Genomic DNA, 16,548 nt, shown 5'->3' on the forward strand with positions numbered 1-16,548 from the left:
TCCGGCCGTCGTCGTGGCGGTGCGGCTGGTGTGCGGGCATGCGCACCAGCCTAGCCAAGATCAACGACAGCGGGCGACCGCACGCGACCGTTCAGGGGCGACTCGTCCGCTCCGCCGCGGCGAAGAAGTCGACGAGCGGCTCGACGATTCTCGGGTGCGCGCGGGCGACGGCGTCGTGGCCACTGCGCGGAATCGTCAGCGTCCGGGCGCGCGGTAGGGCGCGGGCCAGCGCCGCGTTCTGCTCGACGTAGTACGGCGGCCCGTCGGCGCCGCAGGCCAGCAGCACCTTGGCGCTCACCCCGGCCCACTGGGTGGCCGGACCTGGTGCTGTTGGGACGCCGGCAGTTGGCGCTGTTCGGCGCCCACCCGTGGCTGCTCGACGTGATCCACCGGCCGTCCGGCATCGGCCCGGAGAGCCTGGCCTGGTTCGACAACTGCATCCGGATCCTGGAACCCGTATGCTGCCCCGTCGCCGCCAAGTTCGAGGCCATCGCGATGATGACCGGCGTGGTGAGCCTCTTCGCCCGTCGTGAGTCCGCCGCCGGGGCGTTCAGCTTCGCCGGGGTGGACCTGGCCGCGTACCCACACCTGGTCGCGGCGTTCAGTCAGCCGTCCGGGCCGACGCCCCGGGCGGACCTCGTCGAGCGGACCCTGCGCAGTCTGCTGACCGGCCTGCTGCTCGCGGAGCCGACCGAGGCGGGCTGACCGCCTCGGCGTACCGGCGGTGTCCATCGTTCTTCCGCCACCACGACGCCCGCTGGTCTAGGTTCTCGATGGTGAGCGGGACCAGGCCGACGCGCGCCGACGCGGCCCGCGCCAACTGCGGAGAGGTACGCGATGTCCGACCCTGATCTTGCCGACCTGCGCCAACGGGCCACGAACGGTGACCGGGATGCGGTCGACCAGCTCGTCGAGCTCGCGGGGGAGCGGGGTGACCTCACCGAGCTGCGTCAGCTGGCCGAGGACGGCAACGCCGACGCGGCGGCCCAACTCGTCGAACTCGCCACCGAACTCGGCGACATGAAAGAGCTGCGGCGGCTCGCCGACCGGGGTGACCAGGACGCCGCTGACCAGCTCGTCGAATTGGCCGCGGAGCGGGCGGACGTCGGTGAACTTCGCCGGCTCGCCGACGGCGGGAACCGGGACGCGGCCGACGTCCTGGCCGAGCTGACCGAGGAGCAGGACGAGGCGGAGTAGTCGGCCGGGACGCGGGAGTGCCAAACGGGTGCGACCACCACGTTAGCTCCGGGTCGTCCTGCGGCACGGCGGCGCGGACGACGAAGTCGGCGCCGCTCACCGGGCGGACGCCGCGGTCTCCAGGTCGGACCGCGCGGGGTGCCGACGTGGCTGCCCGCTGTGCCGGGAGAACCGGTCGTCGACGTGCCTCACCATGCCGCCGAGAAACGTGTCCGGCGGTGCCGGTTGGCGGGCGACGGCGACCTCGGCCCCGCCGCCCGCGTCGGCGATGACCCCGCTCAGGCCCGCGCGGCCCGGATGGCGTCGCGCAGCGGAGTGCTCGGCCGGCCGAGCAGCCGGCTCAGGTCGTCGCTGTCGGTCGCCAGTTCGCCGTCGGCGATCGACTGGTCGAGCGCGGCGACGAACCCGGCGGTGCCGGCGTCCAGGCCGACGTTCTCCAGGGTCGAGGCCAGCTCGGCAGCGGACATGTCCTGGTGCACGACGGTGGTGCCGGTCACCTCGGTGACGGCCTCGGCCAGCTCGTCGAAGGTGAACGCGGGGCCGCCCAGTTCGTAGACGGTGTTGCCGTCCTGCTCGCGGGTCAGCGCCGCCACGGCGGCCCCCGCGTAGTCGGCCCGGGTCGCGGCGGAGACCTTGCTGCCGCCGGTGGCGCCGAGGATGGTGCCGGACTCCAGGTACTGCGGCAGCTGTTCGGTGTAGTTCTCGGTGTACCAGCTGTTGCGCAGCACGGTGTAGGCCAGACCGGACGCGGCGAGGACCTCCTCGGTGGCCCTGTGCTCCGGGGCGAGCGGGTTCGCGGTGGTGTCGGCCTTCAGGATGCTGGTGTAGACGAGACGCTCGACCCCGGCGAGCTTGGCGGCGTCGATGACCGCGGTGTGCTGCGCGACGCGCTGACCGGGAGTGTCGCCGGAGATGAGCAGCAGGCGGCGTACGCCGGCCACGGCGCCGGGCAGCGTCGACGGGTCGTCGTAGTTGGCCTTGCGGATCTCGACGCCCCGCGCGGCCAGGGCGGCGGCCTTCTCCGGGTTGCGGACGATGGCGGCGATCTCGGCGGCGGGTACGCCGCTGTCGAGCAGCTGCTCGATCACCAGGCGGCCCAGTCGGCCGGTGGCACCGGTGACGGCGTAGGTGGGCATGCGAACCTCCGAGGCTAGTGGCATATCTGCAAGCACTTACTAATCTACAGCACTGAACTAGAGTAAGCGTGGGTTAGGCTGGTGAGGTGAGCGACACGCCGGCCCAGGACCTGGCGGGGCCTACCCAGGAATTCGTCAGCGATGTCTTCGCGCGGGGCTGCACCTCCCGCGCGGCCTTCGAGGACGTCACCTCGAAGTGGGCCTCGCTGGCCCTGTTGGCGCTCGGCGAGGGCCGCTACCGGTTCAACGCGCTGCGTCGCCGCATCGACGGCGTCAGCGAGCGGATGCTCTCCCAGACCCTGCAGACCCTCGAACGTGACGGGATGCTCACCCGGGAGGTGCTCACCGCGATCCCACCGCGGGTCGAATACTCGCTGACCCCCCTCGGTGCCCGAGTCGCCGAGCAACTTCGTGGCCTCGCCGACCTGCTGGAGGCCTCGGTGCCCGAGTTGCAGACCGCCCGCGACAGGAACGAGCGGGACCGGGGCTAGCTCGCAGCCCGCCCCGGCTGCCTCCTGTGGAAATGCCGGATCTCAGGTGTTCAGCGTCTCGCGCGGCGGCACACCGTAGCTGTCGTGGTACCGCGCGGTGAACCTGCTGTGGCTGGCGAACCCCCACCGACTGGCGATCGCCGAGACCGTCTCCTGGTGCGGGTCGGCACGTACCAGGTCGTGATGTGCCCGAACGAGCCGGATCCGACGCAGGTAGGCCATGGGAGTGGTGGCGAGATGACGGCGGAAGGCGAGTTGCACCGCCCGCAGGGAGACGCCGGCCGCGCCGGCGATGTCGGCGGCGCTGATGTCCCGCTCGGCGTGCTCCTCCACCGGCGGGGTGCCCTGACCTGGCTCGGCCGAGGCCGGTCCCGATCGGACACTCCGCGTGGTCGCGGGGTCACCCGATGCTGCCCGGCCGGCGCGCCGCGCAGGTCCGGGCAGGGTGTTCATCGTGCGCACCCATCGCGTACGGCGGGTGTTCACCACCCTCTCCCAGGCTCCTTGATCGTAAGAGCATTCGCGTGATCGAGGAGAGGCTCTCAGGTGAGAGACAAGCATCCCGAAGAGACCGAGCAGACGCAGCTGTCCCGGCGCAAGCTGGTCAAGTACGCGGGCGTCGGCGCGACGCTGGCCGCGGCCAGCCCACTGGTCGGTGCCGGCGCGGCGTGGGCCGAGGAGGACCGCCGGCCGGGTGACGACGACAAGACCGACCGGGGCAACTCCAAGAACCGGGCGTGGCGCGCGGGTGACCACCACATCCACTCCGAGTACAGCGGCGAGTTCGACACCACGAAATCCCCGATCGTCTTTCACAAGGGCGCGGACGCGGTCTACCCGATCGTCACCAACGCCATCATGGCGAAGAACTTCGGCCTGACCTGGGCGATGTGCACCGACCATGGTGGACCGACCCACTCGAAGGTGAACATCGAGCAGGCGTACCCAGACCTGCTGCGGTCCCGCAAGCTCGTCCCCGAGGTGCTCCAGTTCTGGGGCATGGAGTTCGACGCGCCCTCGCTGGACCACCACACGCTGATGATCCCGCGCCACGACGACGAGGCGAAGCAGCTCTTCGAGCTGGAGAGCCGGTTCGCCAAGTACGACGCGTTCCCCACCGACCCGGCCCGCGACACCGAGGCCAGGATGGTGGAGTTCCTCAAGGTCGCCCGGGGCATGCCGCACAAGCCACTGGTGATCGCCCACCACGCGTCCCGCTCGGCACCCGGTCTCGGCGTCTACGGTCAGGACACCCCGCGCGAGTTCCGCAACGGCAACAACGCCGCACCGGACGTCTACATCGGTTTCGAGGGCGCGCCCGGGCACCAGGCCGGCCCGCTCAACGGTGGCAAGCGGGGCGGGTACGGCAACCACCCCACCTACGGCGGCTTCGACCAGATGACCGCCCGGGTCGGCGGCCTGTGGGACTCGCTGCTCGGCGAGGGCCGGCGCTGGTGGATCACCGCGACCTCCGACTCGCACGTGCACTGGACCCGCGGTGGCTCCGACTTCTGGCCGGGCGAGTACAGCAAGACGTACGTGCACGCCCGTCAGGACTACGGCGACATCATGGACGGCCTGCGCAACGGCCGGATCTGGGTCACCACCGGTGACCTGATCCGCAGCCTCGACGTCACCGCCACGTCCCAGGGCAGGACCGCCCAGGTGGGCGAGACGATCACGGTGAGCCGTCGCAGCCGTACCGACGTCGAGATCGAGATCACCTTCCGCCCGCTGGGCGGGGTGAACGCCAACGGCGACCGGCCCGAGGTTCGCCGGGTCGATCTGATCGTCGGCCAGATCACCGGCCCGAGTGCCAGCCCGGACGCCGACACCAATCCCACCACCACTGTGGTGGCTCGGTTCGGCCCACGGGACTGGCGTCGGCAGGGCGACAGCTACGTCATCCGGCACACCCTGCGCAATGTCGAGGCGGACACCTACGCGCGGGTGCGGGGCACCAGCACCGACGAGGCCGAGCCGCTCGCCGACGGGCTGGAGAGCCCGTGGGACGACCTGTGGTTCTACTCGAACCCGGTGTTCGTGCACGTGCGCTGACCGGGCACGGTAGCGACGTCGCGGGCCTGTCCGGCACCGCTCGACGCACGACGTCGGGTGGTGCGGGGCGGGCCCGTCCCGCCGTATCCGCAGGTCAGTCGGGCCTGCGGCGGCGGGTTCGGGGGGCGGCGGTTCGCCCGCTGCGCACCGCCGCGGTGTCGGTCCGGCGCGAAGTGGGTGTCGGCGCCGCCGGGTCGGCCTGCACCTGCGTCACCACCTCGCAGAGGTCACGCAGCGGGTCCACCGCCTGGGTTGAGCAGGCGACCTTCTGGAGCAGTGACCGCAGCGTCGCCGACTCGGCCGCTGTGAGCGCCCCCAGCAGATGCGACTCGACCTGCCGCAGTGTCGACCGTCGCTGCTCCCAGGCGGTACGGCCGGCGTCGGTGACCTCGATCAGTCGGCTGCGTCGGTCGGCCGGGTCCGCGCGACGGGCGACGAACCCGGGCCGTTCCAGGTCATCGATCAGGTACGTGAGGACGGTGCGGTCGATGCCGATCTCCTCGGCGATCGTGCCCTGGTTCCGGGCCGGCCCGTTGATCGCCGCGGTGAGCAGCTGATAGCCGCGTGGACCACCGGGGAAATCGGTGAACGCGTGCTCGGCCGCCCGCAGGTAGCCGCGGAAGACGATCCCGAGCATCCAGCCGAGGTCGTCATCGAGCGGATCGGGCCGGTCCGGCCGGTGGGTGGCACCCGTCATCCCCCGACGATACCGCAGTGAGGCAAACCTTGTTGGCAGCAGATGTTCTGCGTGGCATAAGGTCAAGGTCGCGACGCATCGCCCGAGGCGTCGGCGGAATCGGGAGGCTCGCAGATGAGCGACTACGGCCACGACCTGGTCTTCGGATCCTTCGTCACGCCCAGTGCCGGCAATCCGGACCGTACGGTCGGCGTCGCCGTCCTGGCCGAACAGGTCGGGCTGGACCTGGTCACCTTCCAGGACCACCCGTACCAGCCGGCATTCCTCGACACCTGGACGCTGCTGAGCTTCGTGGCGGCCCGCACCAGCCGGGTGCACCTGGCGGCGAACGTGACGAACCTGCCACTGCGCCCGCCGGCCGTGCTCGCCCGCAGTGTGGCCAGTCTGGACCTGCTCAGCGGTGGCCGGGTCAGCCTCGGCCTCGGGGCGGGAGCGTTCTGGGATGCCATCGAGGCGATGGGTGGCCGGCGGCTGACCCCCGGCCAGGGCGTGCGAGCGCTGGAGGAGGCCATCGAGATCATCCGTCAGCTCTGGGACGTCGAGACGCGTGGCGGAGTGCGGGTCGACGGCGAGTTCTACCGGGTGGTCGGCGCCAAGCGGGGGCCCGCCCCGGCCCACCCGGCGCCGATCTGGCTGGGTGCGTACAAGCCCCGGATGCTCCAGCTCACCGGCCGTCGGGCCGACGGCTGGCTGCCCACGCTGGGCTACCTCCAGCCCGGGGACCTGGCCCGGGGCAACGCGATCATCGACGACGCCGCGCAGCAGGCCGGCCGGTCCCCGCAGGACGTGCGCCGGCTGCTCAACATCGCCGGAGAGTTCTCGGCGGTGGGGCGCGGCACCCTGAACGGGCCGGCCGAGCAGTGGGCCGAGGAGTTGGCCGAGCTGGCACTGGAGGAGGGCGTCGGCACCTTCATCCTCGGCAGCGACGACCCCGACGACCTGCGCCGGTTCGCCGGTGAGGTGGCCCCCGCCGTCCGCGAGCTGGTCGCGGCCGAACGCGACCGGGGCGCGGCTCCGGAGCGTACGCCGGAACAGCCGGCTGCGGAGCGCGATCCGGAACCGGTCGTTGCGTCGCCGGTCCGGGCGAGCCGCGCCACCGCGACCGGCGGGGCGTTCGCCGTGGTGCCGACCCCGGACGACGGCGTACGGCGAAGCGAGCAGCAGGTGTGGGACGAGTCGACCCGACCGACCGGGCCGGCGCCCGACCCGGAGCGCACCTACACCCCGCAGGAGCAGGCCACCGGCGCGCACCTGGTGCAGATCCACGACGGTCTGCGCGCCGAGCTGGCCCAGATCCACGACCTGATCGAGCAGGTGGCGGCCGGCGAGATCGACGCCGGCGCGGCCCGGTCCCACATCAACACGATGACCATGCGGCAGAACCGGTGGACGCTGGGCGTCTACTGCGAGTCGTACTGCCGCATCGTCACCACCCACCACACGATCGAGGACCAGTCGTTCTTCCCCCGGTTGCGGGCGCGTGACCCCCGGCTCGGCCCGGTGGTCGACCGGCTGGAGCAGGAGCATCACGTCATCCACGACGTGCTGGAGGGGGTCGATCGGGCCCTGGTCGCGTACGTCGGGTCTCCGGACGGCCTCGCCGGGCTGCGGGCGGCGGTGGACCTGCTGACCGACGCCCTCCTGTCGCACCTCAGCTACGAGGAGCGGGAACTGGTGGAGCCGTTGGCGCGGCTGGGCATCGCCTGATCGACGCGGCAGCGCCGCGGCTCGGGGTTGCCCCGATCCAATCTGAGAGACTACTCTCGAAACATGTCTCTCAAGAATCCGTACGGGGATTTCGAGATCACCGAGCCGCAGGCGCTGCGGGCGTTGGCCCACCCGGTCCGGCTGGCCATCCTCGACCGCCTCCAGCGGCACGGCCCGGCCACCGCCACCGGGCTGTCGCCAAACGTCGGCGCCACCCCGTCGGTGGTCAGCTGGCACCTGCGGCACCTCGCGACGTTCGGCCTGGTCGTCGACGCGGAGGGCACCGCCAGCAAGCGTGAGCGCTGGTGGCAGGCGGCCGCCCGGGGCTTCCGATTCGAGTTGCCCGACGATGCCGAGGGGCAGGCCGCCGGCCGTCAACTGCGCGGCGAGATGTTCGCCCGCGCCGCCGAGGCCCCGCAGCAGTGGCTGCTGCACGACGAACCCCGGCTGGACGCGCAGTGGCGCGGGGTGGCCGGGGTGTCCGACACCCGGTTCGTGGCCACCCCCGAGGAGCTGCGACAGCTGGAGGCCGCGATCGAGGAGCTGATCGCCCCGTACGTGCGGCGCAAGGACGACGACGCGGCCCCGGCCGACGCGCGGATCGTGCGGATGCTGCGCTACCTGCTGCCCGAGCCCGGCGACGACCCGGCCGCGTCATGACCGCCACCGCCACCGCGCCCCCGCCCGCCCTGCACCGAGACCGGCGGTTCCGCACCTTCTGGATCGGCGAGACGATCTCCGCGTTCGGCGATCGGATCAGCGAACTGGCCCTACCACTGATCGCCGTCACCCTGCTCACCGCCACACCCGTCCAGGTCAGCGTCCTCACCGCGTTGATCTGGCTGCCCAACCTGCTGGGCCTGTTCCTGGGCGCCTGGGTGGACCAACGGACCCACAAGCGGCGACTGCTGATCATCGCGGACCTGATCCGCGCGGCGGTGCTGCTCAGCCTGCCGGTGGCCTACCTGTTCGACGCGATCACCCTCACCCAGCTCTACCTGGTGGCGCTGCTCACCGGCTTCGGCGCGGTGCTCTTCGCCATGGCGCATCAGGCGTTCTTCGTCGCCCTGGTGCCGCGCACGGCGTACGTGGACGCGACCAGCAAGCTGAGCATGAGCCGGTCGCTGTCCTTCATCGCCGGCCCGGCCGTCGGCGGCGGGCTGGTCCAGGCGCTCAGCGCACCGGTCGCGATCGTCGTCGACGCGGTGTCCTTCGTCGGCTCCGCGCTGCTGCTCAGCCGCATCCCGGTGACCGAGCCGCCACCCCCGCCGCGTCGGACGTCCACTCTCGGCCTGGTGCGCGAAGGGCTCGTGCTGGTGCTGCGGCACCCGGTGCTGCGGGCCGCCCTCGGCTGCACCAGCACCGTCAACTTCTTCACCTTCATCGCCAGCGCCCTGCTGGTGCTGTACGCCAGCCGCGAACTCGACCTGTCGGCCGGCGCGATCGGCATCGCCTTCGGGTTCGGCGCGCTCGGCGGGCTTGCGGGTGCGGCGCTCGCGCCACGGATCTCCCGTGCCATCGGCCTGGGCCGTACCGCGATGATCGGCACGGTGCTCTTCCCCGCGCCGCTGGCACTGACCGCGCTGGTCTCCGGACCCACCTGGACGAAGGTGGCCATGCTGGCGGCCATCGAGCTGGTCTCCAGCGTCGGGGTGATGCTGATGGACGTGAACCTCAACGCCCTCCTCACCGCCGTGACCCCCGATGACGCGCGAGGCCGCCGGGCCGGCGCCTACAGCGCCGTCAACTACGGCATCCGACCGCTCGGGGCGCTGGTCGGCGGCGCGTTGGGCACCACCATCGGGCTGCGACCCACCCTGGTCGTCGCCGGCCTGGGTGGCGTGCTGGCCGTGCTGTGGTTGCTCGCCTCACCGGTGCGCCACATCGGAACCCTCGACGAACCGACGGCCTGACCGCTGGGGCGGGCTTGGTCGTGCGGTCGCCCCCGGCAACGGGCTGGTGCTGCGCTGCGGCCCAGGTCAACGCCGGTCAGGCGACCTCCGCCAGCAGAACCCGGGCCAGCTCGGCGGGCTGGGAGAACATCGGCCAGTGGCCGGTGGCCATCGTGACCAGTCGCCAGTGGTCACTGGCCAGCAGCTTGGCCACCGTGTCGTTGGGCTCGGGCCCGTCGAGCAGGCACTTGACGTACGTCGCCGGCAGCTCATCCAGCGGTCGGCTCAGCACGGCCGGCTCGGTCAGTGTGGCCCCCGGGTGCGCGGTGGCGCCGCCGACCAGGCGCGCGATCTGCTCGTCGGTGAGGCCCTGACCGTCGAAGTCGGTCACCGTGAGCGGAGCCCAGTCGCCGTCGCTGTCGGCGAGTTGCGCCTCGAAGGCGGCCTGACCCTGCCACCAGCCGGACGCGAAGGACCCGCCGTCGACCGGCACCTCCGAGTCGACGAAGACCACCCTGGTCAACCGGTCGCCGATCCGCTCGGCGGCCTGACCCACCGGAATACCCGCGTAGCTGTGCCCGACCAGCACCACGTCGCGCAGGTCGCGGCGCTCGATCTCGTCGACGATGTCCCGCACGTGGGTCTGCTGCCCAGCGGGCAGGCCCCGCTTGTCGGCGAGACCGGAGAGGGTCAGCGGGTGCGTGCCGTGACCGGCCGCCCGCAAAGGTGGCACCACCTCGTCCCACGCCCACGACCCCAGCCACGCCCCCGCCACCAACACGAAATCAGCCATGGCCGGGAGGCTAACGCCGACCTACGACAACTCGGCGGGTCACGACCAGGCGCGGGGCCTCATGCAGACCGACGAAGTGCGGCTCCGCCGGATCGGACCGTGGCTCAGCGAGTGACCTGTTCGAGCTGCCCCTTGGATAGGACGAACTTCCACAAGGCTGCTCCGGCCACCGCGCCCACTACCGGGCCGACCAGGTACACCCACCAGTAGGGGAAGGAGGCCGCGGCGATGTCGGGGCCCAGGGTCCGGGCCGGGTTCAACGAACCTCCCGAGACCGGAAGGGCCAGGAAGATCGCTGCCCCGATCCAGAACGCGATGGCCAGCCCGGCGGGCAGCGCCCCTCCGGGAGAGCGCTGATAAACCGCGGTGGCCATGACGACCACCAACAGCACGGCAGTGATCACGATCTCGGTGAACAGTGCCGTGCCCCACCCGACGCCCGGGCCGGGCTTGGTGGCTCCAAGGGCCAGGGCCGTCCGGAGCTGGCTCCCGAACATGAACCAGTTCATCAGCCCGGCCAAGGTCGCGCCGATCAACTGAGCGACGATATAGACCGGTGCCATCCGCCAGGGGAACTCCCTCACCGTGGCGAGGGCCACGGTGACGGCCGGGTTGATGTGGGCGCCCGAGACCGTGGCGAACACGTAGATGGCCGCCACAGTGCCCAGGGCGAAGGCCAGGCTGATGGCCACCTCGTTCATACCCGCGAGGGGGTGGAGCTTGTGGGTGGCAAGCAGGGTGGCGGTACCGGAGAAGGTGAGCATGAATGTCCCCACCACCTCGGCGACGGCGGCTCCCGCCACTGCCTGGGGGCGTGTGGGGGTGACCCCTCCTCGTGGTGGCATGCTCTTCCTCCTCAGGCCGTCCCTTGGCCGAAGCTGGATCGGACCAAAGTGGCGATGCTGGTTTGCTGCTCACATTCACTGATCCACAAGCCGATGGTCGCGTCGCTGATCTTCGCCAGCAGATAGGTGATCGTCTCTCCCGGTGGTCATGACCGTCATCGGCGGCCGAGATCGTGCCCTGGGGCCGCGCAGCTCATCCGCCACGGTGGGCTTGCTCGCTGATTGCGGTCCGCACGCTCGAAACCCTGCGTACAGACATTGTCCCAGGCAATCGAACGCTAAGCCGGCAAAACTCACGGACCTGCCGACCCCACCACCCGGTCCTCGACCTTGTGGTTCCGACGACGACCAGCCATCTCCCGAGCCGACGCCCTCCGCGCTCTCACCCTGCTGCGACCCGTACGCCGGGCTGTTCAGGCGGCGAAACCACCGCGACTCGAGGCGCCCCTTCGTTAGGTGTGAGCGATCGTCAGGGTCTCCGGCCGGGGTATGGACGCTGGGGCGTGCGCGCGACCGTGCGGGTCGGCAAGGCTGAGTAGCCGGTGCCAGGCGTCGGCATCGAACCGCTGGGTCACGGTTGGCTTCTACCAACGCTGACTACGCGTCGGGACCGACCCGAGTCGAGGTCGTGCACGATGAGGCCGGCCGCTCCGGCATCGCTGAGGTACGCCATCCGACCGTTGAACCGGACGTCGTCGACGTAGCTGTCCGGGCGAACCGCCTCGTCGAGGTGGTGGACCCGTTCCACGTGGTCGCCGTCCAGGTTGACCGCGATCAGCCGAGCGCCGCCCGGCACCTGTTCGCCGCCAACCTGCGGCGTGCCCGAGTCGACGATCCACAACCGGCCGTCCGGGCCGGCACGTAACCCGTTGACGTGCACGAACGCCTCGTCCGGCGGCTGGTCGGCGCGGTTCCACCCGGCATCCGGGTACGGGTCTGCTGGCCGAAACCGCCTGTCGCAGGGCACCGCCGGCGGTCAGCCGGTCGCAGGGTGCCGTCGGCGGTCAGCCCGTCGGCGGTGCCGGCGGGCCGACCCGGGCGGCGAGCCGCTTCGGGGCCATCACCCGGTAGCTCTCGGTGAGCAACTCGCCCACCTCCTCCCAGTCGGTATCCCCGTCCACGACCATGCCCAGCACGTTCGGAGCCCAGTCCGGTTTGTAGAACGGGTGGCCCATGCCGAGGAACCCGGCGATCTCGTCGAGTGGCGACCGGAAGATCAGCAGGCAGGCGGGCTGGTCGAGTGCGGCGGCCCGGGCGTGCACCGGCTGGCGATCGGGGTCGACGGTGAGCACGTGGGCGAAGGTCCGCTTGCGGATCCGCCAGCGGATGCCCACCCAGGCGGGCTCCTCGTAGCTCTCCGGCAGCCCGCGACAGATCGGGCGGAGCCGGTCGAGGACCTCGGGCGGGACATCTCCGGGTGCGGTCACGGCAAACGAGGCTAGCCGGGCGGTGTGACACGTTCCGCCCGTCGAACCCCATCCTGGCCGGTGGTGCGCGCCCGGTCCATCGGCCAGGATGGGCCGGGGGCGACCGTGGGCCGTCGCCCCGCCCCGCCCCCGTGCCCGCTGAGGAGCGCCGTGCCGTCCACCCTGCTCTCCCGCCGTGACCTCGATTTCCTGCTGCACGAGTGGCTGCGGGTGTCCGACCTCGTCGAGCGTCCCCGCTACGCCGAGCACTCCCGGGAGATCTTCGACGACGCCCTGGACCTCGCCGAGCGGGTGGCCACCGAGCAGTTCGCCCCGCACAACCGCGCCGCCGACCTGGCCGAACCCACAGTCGACGGGCAGCGGGTGCGGCTGATCCCGCAGGTCCGCGCGGCGTTGGACAGCTTCGCCGAGACAGGTCTGCTCACCGCCGGGCTGGACGCCACGGTCGGTGGCCTGCAACTGCCACACGCGGTCGCGGCGGCCTGCTTCACCTGGTTCCAGGCCGCCAACGTGGCCACCTCGGCGTACCCGTTCCTCACCCTGGGCAACGCCAACCTGCTGCTGGCGCACGGCAGCCCCGAGCAGGTGGACACCTACGTCCGACCCATGCTGGACGGCCGGTTCTTCGGCACCATGTGCCTGTCCGAGCCGCACGCCGGCAGTTCACTGGCCGACATCACCACCCGCGCCGAGCCGCTGCCGGACGGCACGTACCGGCTGTTCGGCACCAAGATGTGGATCTCCGGTGGCGACCACGAGCTGGCCGAGAACATCGTCCACCTGGTGCTGGCGCGGATCCCCAACGCGCCGCCCGGGGTCAAGGGCATCTCGCTGTTCATCGTGCCCAAGGTGCTGGTCGGCCCGGACGGGTCGCTCGGTGAGCGCAACGACGTGGTGCTGGTCGGGCTCAACCACAAGATGGGGTTCCGGGGCACCACCAACACCCTGCTCAGCTTCGGCGACGGCGGGCACACCCCGGGAGGTCGCGCCGGTGCCGTGGGCCACCTGGTCGGCGCGCCGCATCAGGGTCTGGCACAGATGTTCCACATGATGAACGAGGCCCGGATCGGGGTCGGGGCCGGCGCCACCGCGCTGGGGTACACCGGCTACCTCAAGAGCCTGGCGTACGCGAGGGAGAGGCCGCAGGGCCGCCCGGTCGGCGCCAAGGACCCGGCCACCGCGCAGGTCCCGATCATCGACCACCCCGACGTACGACGGATGCTGCTGGCCCAGAAGAGCTACGTGGAGGGGGCGCTGGCGCTGGTGCTCTACTGCGCGCGGCTGCTCGACGAGCAGAAGACCGCCCCGGCCGAGGCCGACCGCGAGCGCGCGCACCTGCTGCTGGACGTGCTGACCCCGATCACCAAGAGTTGGCCGTCGCAATGGTGCCTCACCGCCAACGACCTGGCGATCCAGGTGCTCGGCGGCGCCGGCTACACCCGCGACCACGACGTGGAGCAGCACTACCGGGACAACCGGCTCAACCCGATCCACGAGGGCACCCACGGCATCCAGGCGCTGGATCTGCTGGGGCGCAAGGTGACCATGCGGGGCGGCGCTGGTCTTGCCCTGCTGACCTCGACGATCGGCGACACGGTCGAGCGGGCCCGCAAGGCCGGCGACGAGGCGGCCGAGCTGGCGGGCCGGCTGGCCGCAGCGGTGGACCGGGTCACCGCTGTCACCCGCCGACTGTGGGCCGACGGCGACCCGGTGCTGGCGCTGGCCAACGCCAGCACCTACCTGGAGGCCGTCGGGCACGTGGTGATCGCGTGGATGTGGTTGGAGCAGGTGCTGGCGCTGCCGCCGGAGGGGGCCGGCGACGCGTTCCACGCCGGCAAGCGGCAGGCCGCCCGCTACTTCTTCACCGTCGAGTTGCCCCGCACCGGCCCGCAGTTCGACCTGCTGGACAGCCGCGATCGGACGACCCTCGACATGCGCCCGGACTGGTTCTGACCGGCCCCGCCGTCGGTCACCGTCGGCGGGAGTGGTGGCTCATGGCCTGCCGTCCCTTGACGACGCCCAGGATGATCACGATCACCAGCGCGATCAGACCGATGATGATCAGCCAGCGAACGGCTTCGAGGATCAACCCGAGCAGGATCAGCACGCCGGCGACGACGCCGACAACCCAGAGCAGTGCGCGCATGTCGACCTCCCGTAACCGGCCGCGCCTGGTGCGGCCGGCCCCGGCTTCTCGTTCCCCGTCCGGCCGACACCATGCGCGAGCGGGATACCGGAGTCGATCAGGCGCCGGTACGCGCCACGTAGACGGTGTTGGCCGACTGCCCGCCGGTCAGCGGGTTGGCGAACGGCACGACGTGCGCGCGTACGCTCGCGAACACCTCGGTGAGCGCGTCGGTGAACTCGGCGTCCGGCGGGTCGTCCGACCAGAGCGCGAAGACGCCCTCGGGGCGCAGTAGGGCGGCCAGGCGGCGCAACCCGGCCGGCGGATAGAACGCCGCGTGGCTCGGGTGCAGGACGTTGCGCGGGGAGTGGTCGACGTCGAGCAGCACCGCGTCGAACCGCCGGCCGGGCACCTCGGTGTCGAAACCGGTGTCACCGGCCACCGCCGCGAAGAAGTCGGCCTGCACGAAGCGGGTCCGGGGGTCCTCGGCGAGCCCCGCCACGAACGGCAGCAGCCCCCGCCGGTGCCAGTCGATCACGTCCTCGATCGCCTCCACCACGAGCAGCGAGCGCACCCTGGGGTCGCCCAGCGCCGCGCAGGCGGTGTAGCCCAACCCGAGACCGCCGACCACCACGTCGAGCGAGTCACCGGTCACCTCGGCGAGACCGAGCCGGGCCAGCTCGATCTCCGCGACCGGAAAGAGGCTGGACATCAGGTACTCGTCGTCGAGCTTGACCTCGTACACCTCGACCTGGAGTGCCGGGTCCCGGCGTCGGCGCAGACTGATCGCGCCGATCGGGGTCTCCCGCCAGGCCAGCTCTTCGAAACGCGCGCCCACGGGTGCCCTCTCGCCGCCGGATTCGTCCATGGATGGTACCGGTTGCCCCGCGACGGTCGGCCACGCAGGGTCCACGGGACATCGACGCAGCGCATATCCTGTGCCCGGCCGATCCACCGGAGGGGACTCATGCCGTCGCGGCAGGACCAGCTGCACTCCTACCAGTTCAGCGTCCAGCGGGCAGTCGCCGCCCTGGTCATGCGGGAGACCGATCCCGCGCAGTCGCCGTTTCGGCGGCTGGCCGGCGCCGGCCTGGCCAGCGTCCTGGTCGCGGCGATCGGGCTCGGTGGTTTCGCCCTGTACGGCCTGTTCGCCGGCGGCGGCAAGGGGTGGCGCGACCCGGGCGCGGTGATCGTGGAGAAGGAGTCCGGCGCCCGGTTCGTCTATCGCGAGCAGAAGTTGCACCCGGTGCTCAACTACGCCTCGGCGTTGCTCATCGTCGGCGCGGACCGGTCGAAGACCGTGCTGGTGTCCCGTCGCACGATCGACGGAGTGCCGCGTGGGCTGCCGTTGGGCATCGCCGACGCCCCCGACTCGCTGCCCGCCCCCGGCCGGCTGGCCACCACGGCGTGGACGGTCTGCTCGACGGTCCCGGCCGGCGCGGGCGTCGAGGCGCCCCGCTCCGCGCTGTTGATCGGCACCGAACCCGACGGCGGCCGGCCGCTGGGCGATGACGCGCTGTTGCTGCGTCACCCCGACGGTGGGCTGCACCTGGTCTGGCACCAGCGGCGCTACCTCGTCCGTGATCCCAGCCGGGTGCTGGCGGCGCTCGCCACCACCCGGGCCCAGGCTGTTCCGGTGGCGCCGGCGCTCCTCAACTCGCTGTCCGCCGGCACCGATCTCGCCCCGCTCAACCTGCCCGCACTGGGTCGGCCCGCGACCCGGGTGCCGGGTGCCGCGATCGGCACTGTCTACCTGGTGAGCAACTCCGGCGGCGGCCGACAGTACGCGGTGGCGCTCGACGCCGGCCTGGCCGGCATCACCGAGTTGCAGGCGGGGCTGTTGCTGGCCCGCACCGGGCAGGTCGCGCCGATGCCGATGACGTTGGGCCGGTTCGCCGCGCTGCCCACGGTGCCCGACCTCGCCCCGACCGGCCCGGACGCCCCGCCACCGACCCCACCGAGGCTCGCGGCCGTCGCCGGCGGCGCGCTCTGCACCCGCGTCGCCGACGACGGTGGGGTGGGCGAGGTGCGGTGGGGCGTACCGCTGCGGGACCTGGCGGCCGTGCCCCGCACCGCGCCGACCGGCGGCGCGGTGCTGGCCGACCACGGGGGGGGGGTGCCGGGGCGCGGCGCGGGGGGGGGGGGCGCCGCAGCGGCTCCGGTCCGGGGCCCGGGGCGGG

Annotated in this window: 19 protein-coding genes; 9 read left to right on the forward strand and 10 right to left on the reverse strand. The window is 71.9% G+C overall.

Going from position 1 to position 16,548, the window contains the following annotated elements:
• Positions 1-91 precede the first annotated feature (91 nt).
• On the reverse strand, positions 92-298 hold the full coding sequence (locus ABZU52_RS15880) for a hypothetical protein (protein ID WP_354971777.1): 207 nt from the start codon (positions 296-298) through the stop codon (positions 92-94).
• A gap of 26 nt (positions 299-324) precedes the next feature.
• On the opposite strand from ABZU52_RS15880, the gene ABZU52_RS15885 reads away from it, so the two are divergent.
• Both ABZU52_RS15885 and ABZU52_RS15890 read left to right on the forward strand, forming a co-directional pair.
• Positions 325-705 (forward strand): hypothetical protein, encoded by a 381-nt coding sequence (locus tag ABZU52_RS15885; protein ID WP_354971778.1) that lies wholly within the window; start codon positions 325-327, stop codon positions 703-705.
• Positions 706-837: 132 nt separating this feature from the next.
• Entirely contained in the window at positions 838-1,197 is a 360-nt protein-coding gene (locus ABZU52_RS15890) for a hypothetical protein (protein WP_354971779.1), read from the forward strand.
• Positions 1,198-1,475: 278 nt separating this feature from the next.
• Here the strand turns inward: ABZU52_RS15890 and ABZU52_RS15895 are convergent, their stop codons facing one another.
• Positions 1,476-2,333: an SDR family oxidoreductase gene (locus tag ABZU52_RS15895; RefSeq protein ID WP_354971780.1), complete on the reverse strand. Its 858-nt coding sequence runs from the start codon at positions 2,331-2,333 to the stop codon at positions 1,476-1,478.
• An 86-nt stretch (positions 2,334-2,419) separates the two neighbouring features.
• On the opposite strand from ABZU52_RS15895, the gene ABZU52_RS15900 reads away from it, so the two are divergent.
• The gene (locus ABZU52_RS15900; protein WP_354971781.1) at positions 2,420-2,824 is read left to right on the forward strand and encodes a helix-turn-helix domain-containing protein; all 405 of its coding nucleotides are present in this window, start codon (positions 2,420-2,422) and stop codon (positions 2,822-2,824) included.
• Between the two features lie 42 nt (positions 2,825-2,866).
• Here the strand turns inward: ABZU52_RS15900 and ABZU52_RS15905 are convergent, their stop codons facing one another.
• Entirely contained in the window at positions 2,867-3,157 is a 291-nt protein-coding gene (locus ABZU52_RS15905; RefSeq protein WP_354971782.1) for a helix-turn-helix transcriptional regulator, read from the reverse strand.
• Positions 3,158-3,370: 213 nt separating this feature from the next.
• On the opposite strand from ABZU52_RS15905, the gene ABZU52_RS15910 reads away from it, so the two are divergent.
• Positions 3,371-4,882, forward strand: a complete 1,512-nt coding sequence (locus ABZU52_RS15910) for a phosphoesterase (RefSeq protein ID WP_354971783.1) — start codon at positions 3,371-3,373, stop codon at positions 4,880-4,882.
• A gap of 94 nt (positions 4,883-4,976) precedes the next feature.
• On the opposite strand, the gene ABZU52_RS15915 is transcribed toward ABZU52_RS15910, so the two are convergent.
• Positions 4,977-5,579, reverse strand: coding sequence for a MarR family winged helix-turn-helix transcriptional regulator (locus ABZU52_RS15915; protein WP_354971784.1), 603 nt, complete (start codon positions 5,577-5,579; stop codon positions 4,977-4,979).
• A gap of 114 nt (positions 5,580-5,693) precedes the next feature.
• Here ABZU52_RS15915 and ABZU52_RS15920 point away from each other — a divergent pair, with 114 nt between their 5' ends.
• The 3 genes from ABZU52_RS15920 (at position 5,694) to ABZU52_RS15930 (ending at position 9,199) form a co-directional block, all read left to right on the forward strand.
• Positions 5,694-7,286, forward strand: coding sequence for an LLM class flavin-dependent oxidoreductase (locus ABZU52_RS15920; RefSeq protein WP_354971785.1), 1,593 nt, complete (start codon positions 5,694-5,696; stop codon positions 7,284-7,286).
• Between the two features lie 63 nt (positions 7,287-7,349).
• Positions 7,350-7,946 carry a helix-turn-helix domain-containing protein gene (locus ABZU52_RS15925; RefSeq protein ID WP_354971786.1) on the forward strand — a complete coding sequence of 199 codons (597 nt, stop codon included), beginning with the start codon at positions 7,350-7,352 and terminating at the stop codon, positions 7,944-7,946.
• Positions 7,943-9,199: an MFS transporter gene (locus ABZU52_RS15930; protein WP_354971787.1), complete on the forward strand. Its 1,257-nt coding sequence runs from the start codon at positions 7,943-7,945 to the stop codon at positions 9,197-9,199. The genes ABZU52_RS15925 and ABZU52_RS15930 overlap by 4 nt, the downstream gene beginning before the upstream one ends.
• Before the next feature lie 76 nt (positions 9,200-9,275).
• On the opposite strand, the gene ABZU52_RS15935 is transcribed toward ABZU52_RS15930, so the two are convergent.
• The 4 genes from ABZU52_RS15935 to ABZU52_RS15950 form a co-directional block, all read right to left on the reverse strand.
• Positions 9,276-9,971 carry an alpha/beta hydrolase gene (locus ABZU52_RS15935; protein WP_354971788.1) on the reverse strand — a complete coding sequence of 232 codons (696 nt, stop codon included), beginning with the start codon at positions 9,969-9,971 and terminating at the stop codon, positions 9,276-9,278.
• A gap of 104 nt (positions 9,972-10,075) precedes the next feature.
• Positions 10,076-10,816 (reverse strand): MIP family channel protein, encoded by a 741-nt coding sequence (locus ABZU52_RS15940; protein WP_354971789.1) that lies wholly within the window; start codon positions 10,814-10,816, stop codon positions 10,076-10,078.
• A 571-nt stretch (positions 10,817-11,387) separates the two neighbouring features.
• A complete protein-coding gene (locus tag ABZU52_RS15945) occupies positions 11,388-11,783 on the reverse strand; it encodes an L-dopachrome tautomerase-related protein (protein ID WP_354971790.1) in 396 nt (131 codons plus the stop codon).
• A gap of 37 nt (positions 11,784-11,820) precedes the next feature.
• Entirely contained in the window at positions 11,821-12,243 is a 423-nt protein-coding gene (locus ABZU52_RS15950) for an MmcQ/YjbR family DNA-binding protein (protein ID WP_354971791.1), read from the reverse strand.
• Between the two features lie 150 nt (positions 12,244-12,393).
• Here ABZU52_RS15950 and ABZU52_RS15955 point away from each other — a divergent pair, with 150 nt between their 5' ends.
• Positions 12,394-14,196 (forward strand): acyl-CoA dehydrogenase, encoded by a 1,803-nt coding sequence (locus ABZU52_RS15955; RefSeq protein WP_354971792.1) that lies wholly within the window; start codon positions 12,394-12,396, stop codon positions 14,194-14,196.
• A gap of 16 nt (positions 14,197-14,212) precedes the next feature.
• Here ABZU52_RS15955 and ABZU52_RS15960 read toward each other — a convergent pair whose 3' ends face one another.
• Both ABZU52_RS15960 and ABZU52_RS15965 read right to left on the reverse strand, forming a co-directional pair.
• On the reverse strand, positions 14,213-14,389 hold the full coding sequence (locus ABZU52_RS15960; protein ID WP_354971793.1) for a hypothetical protein: 177 nt from the start codon (positions 14,387-14,389) through the stop codon (positions 14,213-14,215).
• A 97-nt stretch (positions 14,390-14,486) separates the two neighbouring features.
• Complete coding sequence (locus tag ABZU52_RS15965) at positions 14,487-15,206, reverse strand: spermidine synthase (protein ID WP_354971794.1); 720 nt, start codon at positions 15,204-15,206, stop codon at positions 14,487-14,489.
• Positions 15,207-15,335: 129 nt separating this feature from the next.
• On the opposite strand from ABZU52_RS15965, the gene eccB reads away from it, so the two are divergent.
• Positions 15,336-16,548: type VII secretion protein EccB (eccB, locus tag ABZU52_RS15970; protein WP_354971795.1), on the forward strand; the 1,213-nt coding region annotated here is incomplete at its 3' end.

The sequence above is a fragment of the Micromonospora sp. NPDC005220 genome, assembly GCF_040607895.1.
GTDB lineage: Bacteria > Actinomycetota > Actinomycetes > Mycobacteriales > Micromonosporaceae > Micromonospora.

Excerpts from the sequence above, each read along its gene's own strand:
- ABZU52_RS15890 (WP_354971779.1), top strand. The coding sequence starts at position 838 with ATGTCCGACCCTGATCTTGCCGACCTGCGCCAACGGGCCACGAACGGT.
- ABZU52_RS15895 (WP_354971780.1), bottom strand. The coding sequence starts at position 2,333 with ATGCCCACCTACGCCGTCACCGGTGCCACCGGCCGACTGGGCCGCCTG.
- ABZU52_RS15915 (WP_354971784.1), bottom strand. The coding sequence starts at position 5,579 with ATGACGGGTGCCACCCACCGGCCGGACCGGCCCGATCCGCTCGATGAC.
- ABZU52_RS15920 (WP_354971785.1), top strand. The coding sequence starts at position 5,694 with ATGAGCGACTACGGCCACGACCTGGTCTTCGGATCCTTCGTCACGCCC.
- ABZU52_RS15925 (WP_354971786.1), top strand. The coding sequence starts at position 7,350 with ATGTCTCTCAAGAATCCGTACGGGGATTTCGAGATCACCGAGCCGCAG.
- ABZU52_RS15930 (WP_354971787.1), top strand. The coding sequence starts at position 7,943 with ATGACCGCCACCGCCACCGCGCCCCCGCCCGCCCTGCACCGAGACCGG.
- ABZU52_RS15935 (WP_354971788.1), bottom strand. The coding sequence starts at position 9,971 with ATGGCTGATTTCGTGTTGGTGGCGGGGGCGTGGCTGGGGTCGTGGGCG.
- ABZU52_RS15940 (WP_354971789.1), bottom strand. The coding sequence starts at position 10,816 with ATGCCACCACGAGGAGGGGTCACCCCCACACGCCCCCAGGCAGTGGCG.
- ABZU52_RS15960 (WP_354971793.1), bottom strand. The coding sequence starts at position 14,389 with ATGCGCGCACTGCTCTGGGTTGTCGGCGTCGTCGCCGGCGTGCTGATC.